The 16307-nt window shown below is 66.2% G+C and carries 18 protein-coding genes; 9 read left to right on the plus strand and 9 right to left on the minus strand.

Annotated features, from left to right (window positions below; all coding sequences use genetic code 11):
• Window positions 1-2 precede the first annotated feature (2 nt).
• From ShzoTeo12_RS28305 to ShzoTeo12_RS22095, 4 genes are all read right to left on the minus strand, one after another.
• Window positions 3-1088 (minus strand): ABC transporter ATP-binding protein, encoded by a 1086-nt coding sequence (locus ShzoTeo12_RS28305; protein WP_413251193.1) that lies wholly within the window; start codon window positions 1086-1088, stop codon window positions 3-5.
• Entirely contained in the window at window positions 1085-1873 is a 789-nt protein-coding gene (locus tag ShzoTeo12_RS22085) for an ABC transporter permease (RefSeq protein ID WP_242224735.1), read from the minus strand. The genes ShzoTeo12_RS28305 and ShzoTeo12_RS22085 overlap by 4 nt, the downstream gene beginning before the upstream one ends.
• Window positions 1874-1876: 3 nt before the next feature.
• Window positions 1877-2740: an ABC transporter permease gene (locus ShzoTeo12_RS22090; RefSeq protein ID WP_318914308.1), complete on the minus strand. Its 864-nt coding sequence runs from the start codon at window positions 2738-2740 to the stop codon at window positions 1877-1879.
• A 219-nt stretch (window positions 2741-2959) separates the two neighbouring features.
• Window positions 2960-4036, minus strand: coding sequence for a spermidine/putrescine ABC transporter substrate-binding protein (locus ShzoTeo12_RS22095; protein WP_318914309.1), 1077 nt, complete (start codon window positions 4034-4036; stop codon window positions 2960-2962).
• A gap of 128 nt (window positions 4037-4164) precedes the next feature.
• Here ShzoTeo12_RS22095 and ShzoTeo12_RS22100 point away from each other — a divergent pair, with 128 nt between their 5' ends.
• From ShzoTeo12_RS22100 to ShzoTeo12_RS22115, 4 genes are all read left to right on the plus strand, one after another.
• Complete coding sequence (locus ShzoTeo12_RS22100; protein WP_318914310.1) at window positions 4165-4791, plus strand: TetR/AcrR family transcriptional regulator; 627 nt, start codon at window positions 4165-4167, stop codon at window positions 4789-4791.
• Between the two features lie 13 nt (window positions 4792-4804).
• The gene (locus ShzoTeo12_RS22105; protein ID WP_318914311.1) at window positions 4805-5197 is read left to right on the plus strand and encodes a YybH family protein; all 393 of its coding nucleotides are present in this window, start codon (window positions 4805-4807) and stop codon (window positions 5195-5197) included.
• Between the two features lie 63 nt (window positions 5198-5260).
• On the plus strand, window positions 5261-5497 hold the full coding sequence (locus ShzoTeo12_RS22110) for an antitoxin (RefSeq protein WP_119255816.1): 237 nt from the start codon (window positions 5261-5263) through the stop codon (window positions 5495-5497).
• The gene (locus ShzoTeo12_RS22115) at window positions 5497-5898 is read left to right on the plus strand and encodes a type II toxin-antitoxin system VapC family toxin (RefSeq protein WP_318914312.1); all 402 of its coding nucleotides are present in this window, start codon (window positions 5497-5499) and stop codon (window positions 5896-5898) included. Before ShzoTeo12_RS22110 ends, ShzoTeo12_RS22115 begins: the two co-directional genes overlap by 1 nt.
• A 3-nt stretch (window positions 5899-5901) precedes the next feature.
• Here ShzoTeo12_RS22115 and cueR read toward each other — a convergent pair whose 3' ends face one another.
• The 5 genes from cueR to ShzoTeo12_RS22140 all read right to left on the minus strand — a co-directional run bounded on the left by cueR (window position 5902) and on the right by ShzoTeo12_RS22140 (window position 11336).
• Window positions 5902-6312, minus strand: a complete 411-nt coding sequence (gene cueR / locus ShzoTeo12_RS22120) for a Cu(I)-responsive transcriptional regulator (protein WP_318914313.1) — start codon at window positions 6310-6312, stop codon at window positions 5902-5904.
• Window positions 6309-8771 (minus strand): heavy metal translocating P-type ATPase, encoded by a 2463-nt coding sequence (locus ShzoTeo12_RS22125; protein WP_318914314.1) that lies wholly within the window; start codon window positions 8769-8771, stop codon window positions 6309-6311. The genes cueR and ShzoTeo12_RS22125 overlap by 4 nt, the downstream gene beginning before the upstream one ends.
• Before the next feature lie 75 nt (window positions 8772-8846).
• Entirely contained in the window at window positions 8847-9059 is a 213-nt protein-coding gene (locus ShzoTeo12_RS22130) for a heavy-metal-associated domain-containing protein (protein ID WP_318914315.1), read from the minus strand.
• 78 nt (window positions 9060-9137) lie between these two features.
• Complete coding sequence (locus tag ShzoTeo12_RS22135; RefSeq protein WP_318914316.1) at window positions 9138-10304, minus strand: aminotransferase; 1167 nt, start codon at window positions 10302-10304, stop codon at window positions 9138-9140.
• Window positions 10305-10319: 15 nt separating this feature from the next.
• Window positions 10320-11336 carry a LysR substrate-binding domain-containing protein gene (locus tag ShzoTeo12_RS22140; protein ID WP_318914317.1) on the minus strand — a complete coding sequence of 339 codons (1017 nt, stop codon included), beginning with the start codon at window positions 11334-11336 and terminating at the stop codon, window positions 10320-10322.
• A 309-nt stretch (window positions 11337-11645) separates the two neighbouring features.
• On the opposite strand from ShzoTeo12_RS22140, the gene ShzoTeo12_RS22145 reads away from it, so the two are divergent.
• From ShzoTeo12_RS22145 to ShzoTeo12_RS22165, 5 genes are all read left to right on the plus strand, one after another.
• On the plus strand, window positions 11646-12734 hold the full coding sequence (locus tag ShzoTeo12_RS22145; protein WP_413251194.1) for an ABC transporter substrate-binding protein: 1089 nt from the start codon (window positions 11646-11648) through the stop codon (window positions 12732-12734).
• Window positions 12735-12830: 96 nt separating this feature from the next.
• The gene (locus ShzoTeo12_RS22150; protein ID WP_318912479.1) at window positions 12831-13865 is read left to right on the plus strand and encodes an ABC transporter ATP-binding protein; all 1035 of its coding nucleotides are present in this window, start codon (window positions 12831-12833) and stop codon (window positions 13863-13865) included.
• Window positions 13862-14716: an ABC transporter permease gene (locus ShzoTeo12_RS22155; RefSeq protein WP_119255808.1), complete on the plus strand. Its 855-nt coding sequence runs from the start codon at window positions 13862-13864 to the stop codon at window positions 14714-14716. Before ShzoTeo12_RS22150 ends, ShzoTeo12_RS22155 begins: the two co-directional genes overlap by 4 nt.
• Complete coding sequence (locus ShzoTeo12_RS22160; protein ID WP_318912480.1) at window positions 14713-15510, plus strand: ABC transporter permease; 798 nt, start codon at window positions 14713-14715, stop codon at window positions 15508-15510. The genes ShzoTeo12_RS22155 and ShzoTeo12_RS22160 overlap by 4 nt, the downstream gene beginning before the upstream one ends.
• Window positions 15511-15520: 10 nt before the next feature.
• The gene (locus ShzoTeo12_RS22165) at window positions 15521-16303 is read left to right on the plus strand and encodes a carbon-nitrogen hydrolase family protein (RefSeq protein WP_318912481.1); all 783 of its coding nucleotides are present in this window, start codon (window positions 15521-15523) and stop codon (window positions 16301-16303) included.
• Window positions 16304-16307: the final 4 nt, after the last annotated feature.

Below are 16307 nucleotides of genomic sequence, written 5' to 3' on the forward strand. Positions count from 1 at the left end.
TTCTAAACTCCCGCCCCGTCCTGAAGCACGACGATGCTATCCGCCTTCAGCCGCAGGTCAAGCTCGGCGCCGACTTCCGGCGTCTCGGTCTGCGGCAGATGGGCGGTGAGCGTCGCGCCGTTGGCCGCGACATGGCAGCGATGATGCGTGCCGAAAAAGGCGCTGCCGGTGATGCGGCCGTGGCCGAGCGAGAGGGTGGGCACATCGGCATTTGCGGACCGGAAATGCTCCGGGCGAATGCAGAGCGTCACATCGCTTCCGGCAATGGGGAAGCCGGAAACGAAGGTGGAAGCAGGCAGTACGGCGCGGCCCAGCGCGGTCTCCAGCTCGGCTTCGCCGGCGGCGGTGCGCACGACCTTCGCCAGCAGGAAATTGGCCTCGCCCATGAAGCCGGCGGAAAACAGTGAGCGCGGGCGCATGTAGATCGAGGCTGGCGTGCCGACATCCTCGATGCGGCCCTTGTTCATCACGACGATGCGGTCGGCGATCGCCATCGCCTCCTCCTGGTCGTGGGTGACATGCACGAAGGTCGTGCCGACGCGCTTCTGGATCGCCTTCAATTCGTCCTGCATCTGTCGGCGCAGCTTCAGGTCCAGCGCGCCGAGCGGCTCGTCGAGCAGCAGCACGTCGGGATCGACCGCCAGAGCGCGGGCGAGCGCCACGCGCTGGCGCTGGCCGCCCGAAAGCTCATGCGGCTTCTTGGCGGACGACGCCCTCAGGCCGACGAGATCGAGATAGGAGAAGGCCTTCTCGTAGCGCTCCGCCTTGCCCATGCCGCGCATGCGCAGGCCGAAGCCGACATTGTCGCGCAGGCACATATGCGGGAAGAGCGCATAGTCCTGGAACATGGTGGTGGTCGGCCGCTTGGCGGGCGAGACATATGTCATGTCGCGCCCGCCGATGGAAACCGTGCCGGACGTCGGCTCGATGAAGCCGCCGAGAATGGAGAGCAGCGTGGTCTTGCCGCAGCCCGACGGGCCGAGCAGCACGATGAACTCGCCGGCCGCGATATCGAGCGAGACATCGTCGAGCGCCCGGAACGCGCCGAAGTCCTTGGTGGCGTTCTTGATGGAAACGTCGGCGGTCATGAGGATTTCCCGGTTTTTCTGAAGACCGTCAGTTCCATGAGGATGAGGAACACGACGGAGATGAGGAAGACGACGCTGCCGATGGCGTTGGTCTTGGGGTCGAGGCCGGAGCGCAGCATGCTCCAGATCTCGACCGGCAGCGTCACGTCGAAGCGCGACAGCAGGAAGGCGACGATGAACTCGTCCCAGCTGAAGGTGACGGAGAGGAAGAAGGCGGCAAGGATCGACGGCAGCAGCATGGGCGCGGTGACGAGCAGCATGACCTGCCAGTCCTTCGCTCCGAGGTCGCGCGCCGCCCGCTCGATATTGACCTGATGCCCGCCCATCGAGGCGTAGATGATGGCGAAGCAGAGCGGCAGGTTGATCACCACATGGCCGATGCCGACCGTCACGAGCGAAAGCCGCATGCCCGTCACGTTCAGCATGGAGAGGAGGCCGAGGCCGATGATCAGCGTGCTGACGGTCATCGGCGCGACGATGAGGCCGCGCAGAAGCGCGGAGGCCGGCAGCGTATAGCGGGCGAAGGCGTAGGCGGCGAGGAAGCCGAGGATGCACGCGACCGCCGATGAAATCACCGCCACCAGCAGCGAATTGCCGAGCGCGGCCATCAGCTTGCCGTCGGAGAACACCGCCTCGTACCAGCGCAGCGTCAGCCCGTTCAGCGGCGGCACGGGCAGGGTGCCGTCCTGGAAGGAGAAGAGCACCAGCACGACGACAGGCAGGAAGATGAAGAGATAGATGAGGCCGGCATAGAGCGCGGCGAGCGCGGTGGAAAGGTGCCGCATGGATCAGGTCCTTTCCATCTTCAGCCAGCGCGCGCAGGCGATATAGGCGAGCGTGACGACCACCATCAGCACCAGCGAGAGCGCCGCGGCCATCGGGAAGTCCGCCCGTCGCCCGAGCTGCAGCATGATGACCTGCGGCAGCACCAACTCGTTGTTGCCGCCGAGGATCTGCGGCGTGATGTAGTCGCCGATGCAAAGCACGAAGGTCAGGAACGCGCCGACCATGATGCCCGGCAGCGTCAGCGGCAGCACGACATGCCAGAAGGTCTGGAAGGCGTTCGCCCCGAGATCCGCCGCCGCGCGGCGGTAGTTCGGCGAAAGCTGGATGAGGTTGGCGTAGATCGTCAGCGTCAAAAGCATGACGAAGAAATGCACGAAGCCGATCACGGTGCCGGTGCGGTTGGCCGAAAGCTCCAGCGGTTCGGCGATGATGCCGATTGAGAGCAGCGCCTGGTTGACGACGCCGCCCTTGGAGAGCACCAGCAGCCAGGAATAGGAGCGCACCACATAGGAGGTCCAGAAGGGCAGGATCGCCATGACGAGGGCGAAGCGCTGCCATTTCTTCGGCACCCGCTCGGCGATGATCCAGGCGAGCGGATAGGCGAGCAGCACCGAGATGACGGTGACCGTCGCCGTGATCTCCAGCGAGACCATCAGCCCCTTGAAGAAATGCGCCTTGGCGAAGAAGGCGACGTAATTGTCGAGCGTCCAGGTCGCGACGATCTCGCGCCCCTGCCGCGTCCAGAAGCTGATCGCCACCATGTAGGCGAAGGGCACGAGGAAGAACAGCGCGGTCCAAAGCAGCCCCGGCAGGGCAAAGGCCCATGCCTTGCGGCGCTCCGCGCGTTCGAGGGCTGTGGCGGTCATGGGGTGGTTCTCCGTTCGCGCCCTAGGCTGGCGCCTGCCCCTCATCCGGCCTGCCGGCCACCTTCTCCCCGCAAGCGGGGAGAAGGGATATGCCTTGCCGGTTTCCTCAAACAAATCCCGTTCGTGGGGTACGTCCCCTCTCCCCGCTTGCGGGGAGAGGGTTAGGGTGAGGGGCAGCCTTATGAAACAATACGCGGGCGTGGCGTCACGCCACAAACCTCACTGCTGCAGCATTTCCGTCCAGACATCCTGCATTGCCGCATCCATGTCGGCATCCGCCACCGGATAGAGCTGCGAATTCTTCAGGTATTCCGGCTGCTTGTCCCAGCGCAGCGCCGTCTTCTGCTGGTCGGTCAGGTGCTCGCCTGCCTTGGCATTCGAAGGCATCGCCCAGTAGCACGAGGACGTGGCAAGCCGCGCCTGTCCTTCGGGGCTCACGATATACTGCACGAATTTCAGCGCCAGATCCTGCTTTTCGGAGTTCTTGAACACGCCGATCGACTGCGCCCAGCGCAGCGCACCCTGCTTGGGGATCGTCCAGTCGAGATTCGGCTTTTCCGCCGAGAGCCCAGCCGTCAGCCATTCGCCGCCACCGACGACGATATCCACTTCGCCGGTCGCCAGCGCCGTCTGCGAGGCGACGACGTCGCTCACCTGGCGGGAGACCTTCTTCATCTCGAAGAGCTTTTCCTTGATCGCCGGCAGGTCGTCCTGCTTGAGGTCCGCCGTCTTCTTGCCGATGGCGACACCCGTCAGGCCGACCATGGGCAGGTAGTAGTCATAGAGCGCGATACGGCCCTTGTACTTGTCCGACCACATGACCGAGAGGTCTTCCATGTCTGCCGGGTCGACCTTCGTCTTGTCGTAGGAAATCGTGTTGTAGCCGAACTTCTCCGTGACGGCGTAGACCTTGCCGTCGCGGGTCGTCGTCGCGTCCATGCGCACCTCGGGGAAGAGGTCGCCAAGCGGCAGCTTGTCGGCCGGCATTTCGCCGAGAATCTCCATGTCGATGGCGCGCGGCACGTCGACGGCGTCGATGACCAGCACGTCCCAGTCGCCCGGGCGGGATTGTTCGATGATCGAGATCGCCGCGCCCGTGCCCTCGTATTCCTTGAGGTTCACCTTGACGTTGTTGGCCTTCTCGAAGGGCTCGACCAGCGCCGGGTCGGTGTGGTCGCACCAGACGAGGGCGTTCAGCTCGTCCTGCGCCATCGCGCCGGCGGGCGAAAGGGCAATGGTGGCGGCGGTGGCAAGAAGCATGCGGCGGGCAAGGCCGCCGGAAACGGGTTTCGTCATCGTCTTTCCCTCTGGCTGAAGGCGCGTGGCCTTGCGGATGGCGCTCGTCATGGCGCCTTGAGAAAAAGATTGAACGAGTTCATTTTTTAAGTCAATCTCATTTTTGAAGAGATTCAGCGGAGGGGCCGATGGCCGGATTGCGGGCAAAACAGAAGGCGGACAAGACGCGCCGCATCCTCGATGCCGCGGCCACGCTGTTTCGCCGCGAGGGCTACGACAACGCCCGCATCGAGGTCATCGCGGAGATGGCCGAGGTCTCCGTCGGCACGCTCTACAACTACTACCAGAACAAGGGCGACATCCTCGTCGCCACCGTCGCGATGGAAGTGAGCGAGGTGCTGGAAGGCGGCGCGCGCATCGTCGCGAGCCCCCCGCTCAATGTCGCCGAGGCGCTGCGCACGCTGATCGCGCAGTATTACGACCACTCCCTCGTCTATCTCTCCAAGGAGATGTGGCGCACGGCGATGGCGATCTCCATCCAGCAACCCGAAACCCCGCTTTCCCGCCGCTATACCGAGCTCGACGGCCAGCTTTCCGCCCAGGTGGTGCGGCTCGTCGAGACGCTGCAGGCGCGCGGCGTCGTGCATGCGGCCGTCGATGCCAAGGCCATGGGCGAGGTCTTCTTCAACAACCTCAACATGATGTTCATCGAGTTCTGCAAGGTCGATACCATGCCGCTCGAAGAGCTGAAGGCGCGTGTCGAGGCCCAGCACGCGCCCATCGCCGCCCTCATCAGCACCGTCAAGATCGTCTGACCCCGGAAAAAGCATGACCGACACGCAAGCCGCCGTTCTCTCCGCCGCCGACGCCCTCGTTGCCGCCTTCGCCCGCCACGACCGCGACGCCTATTTCGCCGCCTTCGCCCCGCAGGCGACCTTCCTCTTCTACAATCTCGACCGTCCCCTCGACGGCCGCGCCGCCTACGAGGCCGAATGGGCGCTTTGGGAGGAACGCGACGGCTTCCGCATCCACGCCTGCCGCTCCACCGACCGCCGCGTTCAACTCCTCGGCGACGTCGCCATCTTCACCCACGCCGTCGAAACCGAGCTTTCGGTGGGCGGCGAAAAGCTGACCAACAACGAACGCGAGACCATCGTCTTTTCCCGCGACCCCACCGGCCACTGGCTCGCCGTACACGAACACCTTTCGGCGGCGGCCTGAGTACACACATAGGTGTGTACGTCGCGCGGCTTTTGTGCTATTCCTCTGTCGAAGGAGCAAGCGATGCACAGAACCCGCGTTTTCAGGAACGGCAATTCCCAGGCGGTCCGCATCCCATCGGACCTCGCCTATGAGAATACCGAAGTCGAGATGGAGATCGAGCGCGTCGGCGACGAACTGCGTATTCGCCCGGCACGGCGTTCGCTCGCCGGTGTTCTCGACCGCTTCGCGCGTTTCTCGCCGGATTTCATGGCCGAAGGACGCGGCGACCAGGAGCAGGCTGAGCGGGATACGCTCTGATGCCGCGCTACATGCTCGACACGAACATGTGTATCTATCTCATGAAGAACCAGCCGGAGCAGGTGGCGCGCCGTTTCGCGGCATGCCAGGTCGGTGATGTCGCGATGTCCGCCATCACCTATGCCGAGCTGCAATACGGTGTCGCCGCTTCCCGCGATCCGGCGCGGGAGGGCCTGAATCTGAGCGATCTGGTCGAGCTTATTCCCGTCCTGCCGTTCGACCGATTGGCGGGAGACGCCTACGGGCCGGTGCGCATGGCGACGCGCGAGCGGAAGTCCGATCATCTCGACAAGCTCATCGCCGCTCACGCCATCGCCGCCGATGTCGTGCTTGTCACCAACAACCTTCGTGACTTCGCGGCCTATCCCGGCCTCCGGCTCGAGAATTGGCTCGACAGCTAGGCGCTAGCAGCATCCCTCTTCGCTTTTCCCGCTCGCCAACTGCTCGAGGATCGGGCAGTCCGGCCGGTCGTCGCCGTGGCAGTGGGCGGAGAGGTGTTCCAGTGTGTGGACCATCTCCTGCAGCAGCTGCATCTTGGCCCGCATCTCGTCGATATGCTCGCTGGCGATGCGCTTGACGTCGGAGGAGGCGCGGGCGCGGTCCTGCCAGAGGGTGAGGAGGTCGCGGATCTGGGCGATGGAGAAGCCTAGGTCGCGGGCGCGGCGGATGAAGGAGAGCGTGGAGAGGTCCTTCGGGCCGTAGACACGGTAGCCGGAACCCGTGCGGCCGGCCGCGCGGATAAGGCCGATCTGCTCGTAATGCCGGATCATCTTGGCGGTGACGCCCGTCGCCTCCGCCGCTTCGCCGATATTCATGCCGCACCTCCCTTGAAACGCTTCAGCCGCAGCGCGTTCGTAACCACGAAGACGCTGGAGAGCGCCATGGCACCTGCCGCCAGTGCCGGCGAAAGCTGGATGCCGAAGGCCGGGTAGAACAGGCCGGCGGCGAGCGGAATGAGCGCGACATTGTAGCCGAAGGCCCAGAAGAGGTTCTGGCGGATGTTGCGCATGGTCGCCCGCGACAGCGCGATGCCCGTCGCAACCCCTCGCATGTCGCCGGCCATCAGCACCACGTCGGCGCTCTCGATGGCGACGTCCGTGCCGGTACCGATGGCAATGCCCGTATCGGCCGCGGCCAGCGCCGGCGCATCGTTGATCCCGTCGCCGACGAACGCGACCTTCTTCGCGCCATTGGCCGAAAGCTCGCGCACCGCCGCGACCTTTCCGTCCGGCAGCACCTCGGCCATCACCCTGGTAATGCCGAGCTTCGCCGCGACGGCCTCGGCGGTGCGGCGGTTGTCGCCGGTGATCATCGCCACTTCGATGCCGAGTGCCTTCAGGGCCGCGACCGCCGCCTTTGTCGTCGGCTTCACCGGGTCGGTGACGGCGAAGAGCGCTGCGAGCTTGCCGTCGATGGCGGCATAGAGCGGCGAGGCGCCCTCGGCGGCCAGTCGCTCGGCATCCCCTGCGAAGGGAGCGACATCGAGGCCGCGCGCCTGCATGAAGCCGACCGAGCCGGCCTCCACCCTGCGGCCGGAGACGTCTGCCGAAATGCCCTGTCCCGAGGTCGTCACGAAGCCGGACGCCGCCGGAAGGTCGATGCCCTCCGCCACGGCCGCCTCATGGATGGCCATCGCGATCGGATGCTCCGAATGCACCTCGGCGGCGGCGACCAGCGTGAGGACGTCGGCGCGGCCAAAGCCCGCCGCCGGCACGATCTCCGTCAGCGTCGGGTGGCCGAGCGTCAGCGTGCCGGTCTTGTCGACGGCGACGATCTCGGTGCCTTCAAGCGTCTGAAGTGCCGTGCCCTGGCGGAAGAGCACGCCGAGTTCGGCGGCTCGTCCGGTGCCGGTGATGATGGAGGTCGGCGTCGCAAGACCCATGGCGCAGGGGCAGGCGATGATGAGCACCGCGACGGCATTGACCAGCGCATGGGCGAGCGCCGGGCTCGGCCCCAGCGCCAGCCAGAGGCCGAAGGTGACAAGCGCCACGGCGATGACCGCCGGGACGAACCATTGCGTCACGCGGTCGACCAGCGCCTGGATCGGGAGCTTCGCCGCCTGTGCGTCCTCCACCATGCGGATGATCTGCGAGAGCACGGTATCGGCGCCGACACGGGTGGCGCGGAAGGTGAGGGAGCCGGTCGTGTTCACCGTGCCGCCCGTCACCATGTCGCCCGCCGTGCGCGCTACCGGCATCGGTTCGCCGGTGATCATGGATTCGTCGACATACGAGCTGCCGTCCGTCACCTCGCCGTCGACCGGCACCTTTTCGCCCGGCCGCACCAGCACGATATCGCCGGGCACGACGCTTTCCAGCGGCACGTCCTCGGCCTTGCCGTCGCGCAGCACGCGGGCGGATTTGGCGCGCAGGCCGGCAAGATGCCGGATCGCCTCGCCGGTGCGCCCCTTGGCGCGCGCCTCCAGATAACGTCCGGCAAGGATGAGCGTCACGATGACCGCGGCCGCCTCGAAATAGACATTGGCCGTGCCGCCCGGCAGCAGGCCGGGCGCGAAGGTCGCGACGGTGGAAAAGCTCCAGGCGGCGAAGGTGCCGATGACGACGAGCGAATTCATGTCCGGCGCAAGGCGCAGGAGGCTCGGAATGCCCTTGCGGAAGAAGCGCAGCCCCGGGCCGAGAAGCACCAGCGTCGCGAGCACGAACTGGATCACCCGGCTCGTCTGCATGCCGAGCGTTTCATGGATGTAGTGGCCGAAGGAGGGGAAGGCATGTGCCCCCATCTCCATGACGAAGAGCGGCGCCGTGAGCACGGCGGCGATCAGAAGATCGCGCCGCAGCGTCCTCGCCTCGGCGGCGCGCCGATCCTCCTCGGGCGCGGCGGCCGTTTCGCGAATGGCCTTGTAGCCGCTGCGCTCGATGGCGGCGGCCAGTTCTTCGAAGGACGTGGCTCCCTTGGGGAAGCGCACGCGGGCACGCTCCTGGGCAAGGTTCGCGGTGGCTTCCAGCACGCCGGGCGCGGCCTTAAGCGCCTTCTCGACGCGGCCGATGCAGGAGGCGCAGGTCATGCCTTCGACGGGAAATTCCAGCACCTCCTCGGCAACGCCATAACCCGCCTTGCGCACGGCATCGGCGACGGCCGCGATATCGGGCGTGCCGGCAAAGGTCACCTCGGCCTTTTCCGTCGCGAGATTGACGGCGGCGCCGGCAACGCCCGGCACCTTCTCTATGGCCTTCTCCACCCGGCGCACGCAGGAGGCGCAGGTCATGTCGGAGATGGAAAGCTTGATGGTCTGGCGGTCGGTTTCGGTGAGCATGGTGCACCTTTCATCCTAAGTCGGATAGATCGTGCACCTTCCCATCGTGTCAAGGTCAAGCGCCAACTTGACGCATCAGGCGTCAACCGGCGAATAGCCCTCGGCCGCGATGACGGAAGCGACGGCGGCGCGGTCGCCGGCATTCTCGATGGAGACGCGCTTTGCGGCAAGATCGATATCGACCCTGGCGGCAGGGTAGGCGGCAAGCACCGCGCCGGTGATCGTCCTGACGCAGTGCCCACAGGTCATGTCTTCAACGGTGAAGGCGAGGGTCTTGTCGTCGCTCATGGGCAATCTCCTGATGTTTGCGCCATGCTGAACCCTTCCCCCGTGGGAAGGTCAAGGCCGATTTACTCACAACGCCGCTTAACCGAAATTGGAGAGGCGTTCCCTTAGCCGCGAAATGGTCTCGACATCCGCATTGGCGAAGGCGAAGCGCAGGTAGCCCTCCTGCCGCTCGCCAAAATAGCTGCCCGGAAGGCAGAGGATGCCCGCCTCCTTGGCGAGCCTTTCCGCGACGCGCGCGGAGGGCGTACCCTCGAACGGATGGCCGATGAAGGCGAAATAGGCGCCGACGGCGCCGACGCGCCAGGCCGGAACGCCCGCCATGGTCGTCCGTAGCGCCTCGACGCGCCGGGCGATTTCGCGGCGATTCTCCTCGCGCCAGTCGGCCAGCAGCGGCAGGGCGGTGGCGACGGCGGCCTGGGCGGAGCGGGGCGGGCAGATCTGGAGATTGTCCATGATCTTCGCCACCTGTTCCACCACGGCGGGGCCGGCGGTGATGGCGCCGAGGCGGTGGCCGGGAATGCAGAAGGATTTCGAGAAGCTGTAGAGGCCAATCAGCGTTTCCTCCCAGCCCTTGCGGGCGAAGAGATCGTGCGGCCGGCCGGCGCCGCCCGGCAGGAAATCGCGATAGGTCTCGTCGAGGATCAGCCAGATGCCGCGCGTCACGCAGAGGTCGTAGATCGCCGCGATCAGTTCCGGCGGATAGACCGCGCCCGTCGGGTTGTTCGGCGAGACGAGCGCGATGGCCCTGACGTCCGGCGTGATGGCGGCGGCAAGCGTCTCGACGTCGGGCAGGAAGCCGTTCGCCGGGTCGCAGGGCGCAAAGCGCGTCCTCACGCCGAGCATGGCGAGCGTGGTCTCCTGGTTGAAGTAATAGGGATCGGTCATCAGCACGGCGTCGCCCGCCCCGGCAACCGCCATGGCGGCGCAGATGAAGGCCTGGTTGCAGCCGGCGGTGACATGGACGTTGCCGGCGGCAAGAGTGGTGCCGTAGGTCTCGGACAGATGTGCGGCATAGGCCTTGCGCAGGCTCTCCTCGCCTTCGATCGGCCCGTAGCCGGTATAGGCGCGCGAGGCGGCGTTCTCGCCGAGCAGGCGCAGCATCTCGGGATGCGGCGGATAGCCGGGAACGGCCTGCGACAGGTCGATCATCGGCCCGCTGCTGCCGTCATAGGCGGAGGCCCAGGCGAAGACCGAGGGGATCGGCGGGGCGGAAAGGTTTGCGACGAGCGGATTGAAACGGGGCATGGTCTTCTCTGACGTTCAGGCGCGGGTCTTGCGCGGTTGGCTGGAAGCGGGCCGGCGCGGGGCCGGGGCCGAAAGGGAGCGATGAGCATCGGCCGCCCGACCGCCACGCCCGCGCATCGGCATGCGGGCGGAGGCTTGCGGCTCGGGAAGGGTCTCCTCGAGCGTAGCGAACAGCCAGTCGATGAAGACCTTGACGATGGGCGTCTGGCGCGCCGCCTGCCGGCAGGCGACGTAAAAGGCATGGTTCGCCGGCACGGTGAGGCCGAAGGGCACGACGAGGTCGCCGCGGGCGATCAGGCTGCTGGCGGTGATCGTGTCGCCGAGCGCGATGCCCTGGCCATGCAGCGCCGCCTCGGTGGAAAGGCGCGCATCGCTCATGAAATGCTGCGGGCCGCGCGGCATGTCGATAGCGTCCGCCGCCGCCAGCCAGGTGTTCCATTCGCGCCCGTCGTCGCCGTGGAACAGCGTATGGTCGGCAAGGTCGCGCACCGAGCGCAGCGGCCGGCTGTTGAGCAGCGTGGGGCTGGCGACGGGAAAGAGCTGCAGGTTCGACCAGAGCCGCGTCCAGCAGTCCGGCCAGTTGCCGTCGCCGTAGAGCACGCAGACATCCGTGTCGAGCGAGCGCAGGTGCTCGGGATCGTTGGAGGCGACCAGCTTGAGGCGCACGCCGGGATAATGCTCGGTGAAGGAGGGAAGGCGCGGGAGCAGCCAGAGCGAGAGGAGGGCGGGCACGCAGGCGATGGAAATGTCGCCGCGTGTTTCCGGCTGCTTCATCAGTGCGGTCGCCGCCGCGATCTCGCCGAAGGCGTTGGTGACGGCCGGCAGGAGCAGTGCGCCCTGCGGCGTCAGCTTCAGCCGCTTGCCGCCGCGCTCGAACAGCGCCGTTCCGAGCGCTTCCTCCAATGCGCGGATCTGGTGGCTGATCGCGCCATGCGTGACGCTCAGCTCGCGCGCCGCGGCGGAGACGGAACCCCGGCGGACGGTGGCCTCGAAGGCGCGCAGGGGATTGAGCGGCGGCAGGCGCGAGGCCATGAAAGCGGGAAACCTGTTTCGTGAGTTTTTCTCACGGCGAACGCTATAACAATGCCAATTGCTTTTCCAGGCGTTTTATTACGATACTGGCAAAAACGAGGGCGAAGCCCTGGGGAACGATCGGGAGGCTCCGGCCGGATTGGGAATGCGCGGCGACGCTCCGCGCCGGCCGCATGCAGGTTTCTTCACGAAAATCCGACCCTGACGGCTTTCGGCCCTTCCGTGGCGCCGACGGCCTGACATAGAATGACGACAACGGGAACACTCCCGGCCGGATCGACCGGCCGGCCTATAAGGAGAAAGACGACCATGCGTGACATCCTCAAGGCCAATGTCAGCCGCCGCGCCGTACTGGGTGCGGGCGTTGCCGGCGCCTCGCTGCTCGCCATGCCGGCGGTCCTTCGCGCGCAGGACAAGTCGCTGAAGGTCGGCGTCTACGGTGGCTACTTCAAGGATTCCTTCGACAAGAACATCTTCGCGGACTTCACGAAGGAAACGGGCATCGCCGTGGAATCGGTCGCCGAGCCGACCGGCGAGGCCTGGCTCGTCCAGCTCGAGCAGGCCGCCCGCGCCGGCCAGGCTCCCGCCGACGTCTCGATGATGTCGCAGGTCGCCATGCTCAAGGGCCAGTCGACCGAGCTCTGGTCGCCGCTCGACATGGCGAAGATTCCGAACGGATCGAACCTCATCGACCATTTCGTCAACAAGTATCCGGACGGCCGCGTCGCCGGCATCGGGGCGGTCGCCTGGTACATCACGCTCGTCACCAACACCAATGTCTATCCGGAAGCGCCGACCTCCTGGGCCGCGCTCTGGGATCCGGCGAATGCCGACAAGCTCGGCCTGCTCGCGCTCGTCTCCAACTCCTTCCTTCTGGAAGTGACGGCCAAGACCCATTTCGGCGGCACGAACGCGCTTGACACCGAGGAAGGCCAGGTCAAGGCCTTCGAGAAGCTTGCCGAGGTGAAGCCGAACGTCCGTCTCTGGTACCGCGACGAGGCGCAGTTCGAGCAGTCGCTGAAATCGGGCGAAATCCCGATGGGCCAGTATTACCATGACGTGACGGGCCTTGCCGCCAAGGACGGCCAGCCGGTCCGCTCCACCTTCCCGAAGGAAGGCGGCATCATGGATTCGGGCTGCTGGGCGCTGTCGCGCGCCTCGCAGAAGACCGAGGAAGCCCACACCTTCATCAACTATATGTGCCAGCCGCAGATCCAGGCGATCCTGTCGCGCAAGGTCGGTACCGCGCCGACCGTCAAGCGCGACCTGCTCGACCTTTCGGCCGAGGAATTCGCCGCCGTGTCGTCCGATATCGAGCCGATCATCCCGCGCTACGATCTCTACACGACCAAGGCCGACTGGCTGAACCAGAAGTGGACGGAGATGATCGCCGGCTGATAAGAGCCTGCGATCGAAGAATGCCCGCCCGGCCGCCCGCATGCGATATGCCGGCGGCCGGGCGTCATCACAACGAACGCGCCGAGCGGAGAACCAATGTCCGGGCTGACCCTTCAGAACGTCACCAAGCAATTCGGCACGTTTACGGCCGTCAGGAACGTGCAGCTCACCGTGCCGCACGGCACCTTCGTCTGCCTTCTCGGCCCGTCCGGCTGCGGCAAGACCACGCTGATGCGCATGGTCGCCGGCCTCGACCTGCCGACGAGCGGCGAGATCCGGCTCGACGGCGCGGACATCACCCATGTCCCGACGCACAAGCGCGACCTCGGCATGGTCTTCCAGTCGCTGGCGCTCTTCCCGCATCTGACGGTCGGCGAGAACATCGCCTATTCGCTGCGCATCCGCGGCGTCGGCAAGGAGGAGCAGAAGAAGCGCGTCGATGAGCTTCTGTCGATGATCCATCTCACGGGTTACGCCGACCGCCCGGTCGCGAAGCTCTCCGGCGGCCAGCGCCAGCGCGTCGCCATCGCCCGCGCGCTCGCCATCTCGCCGAAGCTCTTCCTGCTCGACGAACCGCTTTCGGCGCTCGACGCCAAGCTGCGCGAGGCCATGCAGGTGGAGCTGCGCCAGCTCCAGCAGCGCCTCGGCATCACCACCATCGTCGTCACCCACGACCAGCGCGAGGCCATGACCATGGCCGACACCGTGGTGGTCATGAACGGCGGCGAGATTCGCCAGGCCGCCCCGCCGGTCGAGATCTACCGCCGCCCGGCCGATACCTTCGTCGCCGACTTCATCGGCATGACGAACCTCATCGATTTCTCCGCGGACGCCTCCGGCGCCTCGGTTCTCGGCAGTCCGGTCGCCGGTCTTGCCCTCCCGGCCGGCCTTTCGTCCGGCATCCTTTCGGTGCGGCCCGAGGACGTGCGCCTGACCGCGCCCGGCAACGGCGCGATCACCGGCAAGGTCACCTTCATTCGCGATCTCGGCGGCACGATCGAGACCTTCGTGGAGGCCGGCGGCAAGCAGATCGTCGCCGTCTCCATGCCGAATGCCCGGCCTGAGGTCGCCATCGGGCAGGAGGTTGGCATCGGGCTCGACCCAGCCGATTGCGTGGTGCTGAAGTCATGAGACGCGAGCCCCCGCAGAAACTCTCGGACTATGCGCCGCTGGTCTTTCCGGCGGGCATGCTGATCGTCTTCTTCGTCGTGCCTTTCGCGACGATGATCGCGGTCTCCTTCTTCAAGCGCGATCCGGCCGGCTTCTATTCGGCCGATTTCGTCTTCGACAATTACGCCCGCTTCCTCAGCCTGTTCTTCGGCAAGGTGCTCGGCTTCTCGCTGTTCCTCGCGATCGCCGTCGCCATCTGCTGCGTCGTGCTCGCGGTGCCCTTCACCTATCTCCTCTCGCGCGCCGGGCGGCGCGCGCAGGTGCTCTGGCTGGTGGCGCTGCTCTCGGTGCTGTCGCTGTCGGAGGTCATCATCGGCTTTGCCTGGTCGACGCTCTTCTCGCGCACCGCCGGCATCACCAACATCCTCGTCGCGCTCGGCATCCTGAAGGAGGCGGTGGCGCTGAACCCGAGCTTCGGCGCGGTGCTGACCGCCATGGTCTACCAGGCGCTGCCCTATACGGTGCTGGTGCTCTATCCCGCCCTCGTGCGGCTCGATCCGACGCTGACGGAGGCCGCGCGCACGCTCGGCGCTTCGCCCGTCAAGGCCTTCTTCACCGTCGTCGTGCCGGCGCTGCGCAACACCATCGTCGCGACCCTGATCATGGTCTTCATCTTCGCGCTCGGCTCGTACCTGCTGCCGCAGATCCTCGGCCGGCCGCAGCACTGGACGCTCTCGGTGCTCATCACCGACCAGGCGATCTACCAGTCGAACATGCCCTTCGCCGCCGCCATGGCCGTTTTCCTCGTGCTCGTCACGCTCGGCCTCGTCGCGCTCACCGTCTATGCCGGCCGCAAGGGGGAAGCCGCATGAACACGCTGCTGCAACGGCTCTATTTCGGCCTGATCGGCCTGTTCCTTTCGCTGCCGATCATCGTCGTCGCCGGCGTCTCGGTGAACGAGAAGCAGACGCTCGCCTTCCCCCCGCAGGGCTTTTCGCTCGGCTGGTACGGCGAGATCTTCGCCAATGTCGAATGGCGCAACGCCCTTTTCGCCTCGATCACGCTCGCCGCGCTCTCCGCCGCCGTGGCGCTCCTGATCGCGCTGCCGCTCGCCTGGTTCCTGTGGCGGCGGGATGCGCCCTGGGCGAATATCTTCCAGCTTCTCGGCATCGCGCCCTTCACGCTGCCGCCGGTCATCACCGCGCTTGGCCTCCTCACCTTCTGGGCGACGACGGGCTTCTACGGCCAGCCGGCGACCGCGGTGATCAGCCATGCCATCTTCTTCGTGACGCTGCCGCTGGTGACGCTCTCGCTCGGCTTCTCCTCCATCGACCGCTCGCTGGTGGAAGCGGCCGCGACGATGGGCGCGGACGACCGCACGATCTTCCGCACGGTGGTCCTGCCGCTGATCCTGCCCTATCTGATATCCGGCTATGCCTTCGCCTTTGTCCTGTCGCTCAACGAGTATATCGTGGCCTACATGACGATCGGCTTCACGATGGAGACGCTGCCGATCAAGATCTTCAACGCGCTGCGCTATGGCTACACGCCGACGATGGCCTCGGTCACGATCCTCTTCGTGGCGATCGCCGCCACCATTTTCGGTCTCGTCGCGCGCTTCGGCGATCTGCCCAAGCTGCTCGGCGCCATGTCGTCGCGGGATTAGGACGAAACCCATGCGGATTGCCGCCCTCCAGATGCATGCCATCGCCGGCGATGACGAAGCCAACATCCAGCGCATCGCGGCCGCGGCCGCCGATGCGGCCTCGGCCGGCGCCAAGCTATTGATCGTGCCGGAGCTTGCCGTCACCGGCTACGGCGCGGGCGATGCGGCCTTCGCGCGGCTCGCCTCGCCGGCGACGGGCGACGTGGCGGCGCGGCTGAGCGCCATCGCGCAGGAGAACAGGCTTGCCATCGTGGCGGGCTTCGCCGAGCGGGAAGGCTCGCATGTCTATAACAGCGCGCTCTTCACCGACGGCATCGGCACCAATGCCGTCTACCGCAAGTCCCATCTTTACGGCGATTACGAGCGGCATGCCTTCCGGCCCGGCGTGCCGGCCTCCGTCATGGTGGAGCTCGGCGGCGTCCGGCTCGGCATGCTGATCTGCTACGACGTGGAATTCCCCGAGAATGTCCGCCGCCTGGCGCTTGCCGGCGCCGAGCTCGTCATCGTGCCGACCGCCTTGCCAAAGGGCGCTGCCGGCACCTTCATCGCGGGCCACATGATCCAGGTCCGCGCCTTCGAGAACCAGGTCTTCGTCGCCTACATCAACCATTGCGGCGCCGACGACCGCTTCAGCTATGCCGGCCTCTCGCGCATCGCCGCCCCGGACGGCATGCTGCTCGCCGAAGCTCCAGCCGAAGGCGAGACCCTGCTCTTCGCGGAAATCCGCCCTGAGGACTACGCGGTGTCGCGGGCGGAAAACACCTATCTGGTCGATCTCGGCCGGACGGGGTAACAAG

Source organism: Shinella zoogloeoides (assembly GCF_033705735.1).
Classification (GTDB): domain Bacteria; phylum Pseudomonadota; class Alphaproteobacteria; order Rhizobiales; family Rhizobiaceae; genus Shinella; species Shinella zoogloeoides_A.

Excerpts from the sequence above, each read along its gene's own strand:
- ShzoTeo12_RS28305 (WP_413251193.1), bottom strand. The coding sequence starts at position 1,088 with ATGACCGCCGACGTTTCCATCAAGAACGCCACCAAGGACTTCGGCGCG.
- ShzoTeo12_RS22085 (WP_242224735.1), bottom strand. The coding sequence starts at position 1,873 with ATGCGGCACCTTTCCACCGCGCTCGCCGCGCTCTATGCCGGCCTCATC.
- ShzoTeo12_RS22090 (WP_318914308.1), bottom strand. The coding sequence starts at position 2,740 with ATGACCGCCACAGCCCTCGAACGCGCGGAGCGCCGCAAGGCATGGGCC.
- ShzoTeo12_RS22095 (WP_318914309.1), bottom strand. The coding sequence starts at position 4,036 with ATGACGAAACCCGTTTCCGGCGGCCTTGCCCGCCGCATGCTTCTTGCC.
- ShzoTeo12_RS22100 (WP_318914310.1), top strand. The coding sequence starts at position 4,165 with ATGGCCGGATTGCGGGCAAAACAGAAGGCGGACAAGACGCGCCGCATC.
- ShzoTeo12_RS22105 (WP_318914311.1), top strand. The coding sequence starts at position 4,805 with ATGACCGACACGCAAGCCGCCGTTCTCTCCGCCGCCGACGCCCTCGTT.
- ShzoTeo12_RS22110 (WP_119255816.1), top strand. The coding sequence starts at position 5,261 with ATGCACAGAACCCGCGTTTTCAGGAACGGCAATTCCCAGGCGGTCCGC.
- ShzoTeo12_RS22115 (WP_318914312.1), top strand. The coding sequence starts at position 5,497 with ATGCCGCGCTACATGCTCGACACGAACATGTGTATCTATCTCATGAAG.
- cueR (WP_318914313.1), bottom strand. The coding sequence starts at position 6,312 with ATGAATATCGGCGAAGCGGCGGAGGCGACGGGCGTCACCGCCAAGATG.
- ShzoTeo12_RS22125 (WP_318914314.1), bottom strand. The coding sequence starts at position 8,771 with ATGCTCACCGAAACCGACCGCCAGACCATCAAGCTTTCCATCTCCGAC.
- ShzoTeo12_RS22130 (WP_318914315.1), bottom strand. The coding sequence starts at position 9,059 with ATGAGCGACGACAAGACCCTCGCCTTCACCGTTGAAGACATGACCTGT.
- ShzoTeo12_RS22135 (WP_318914316.1), bottom strand. The coding sequence starts at position 10,304 with ATGCCCCGTTTCAATCCGCTCGTCGCAAACCTTTCCGCCCCGCCGATC.
- ShzoTeo12_RS22140 (WP_318914317.1), bottom strand. The coding sequence starts at position 11,336 with ATGGCCTCGCGCCTGCCGCCGCTCAATCCCCTGCGCGCCTTCGAGGCC.
- ShzoTeo12_RS22145 (WP_413251194.1), top strand. The coding sequence starts at position 11,646 with ATGCGTGACATCCTCAAGGCCAATGTCAGCCGCCGCGCCGTACTGGGT.
- ShzoTeo12_RS22150 (WP_318912479.1), top strand. The coding sequence starts at position 12,831 with ATGTCCGGGCTGACCCTTCAGAACGTCACCAAGCAATTCGGCACGTTT.
- ShzoTeo12_RS22155 (WP_119255808.1), top strand. The coding sequence starts at position 13,862 with ATGAGACGCGAGCCCCCGCAGAAACTCTCGGACTATGCGCCGCTGGTC.
- ShzoTeo12_RS22160 (WP_318912480.1), top strand. The coding sequence starts at position 14,713 with ATGAACACGCTGCTGCAACGGCTCTATTTCGGCCTGATCGGCCTGTTC.
- ShzoTeo12_RS22165 (WP_318912481.1), top strand. The coding sequence starts at position 15,521 with ATGCGGATTGCCGCCCTCCAGATGCATGCCATCGCCGGCGATGACGAA.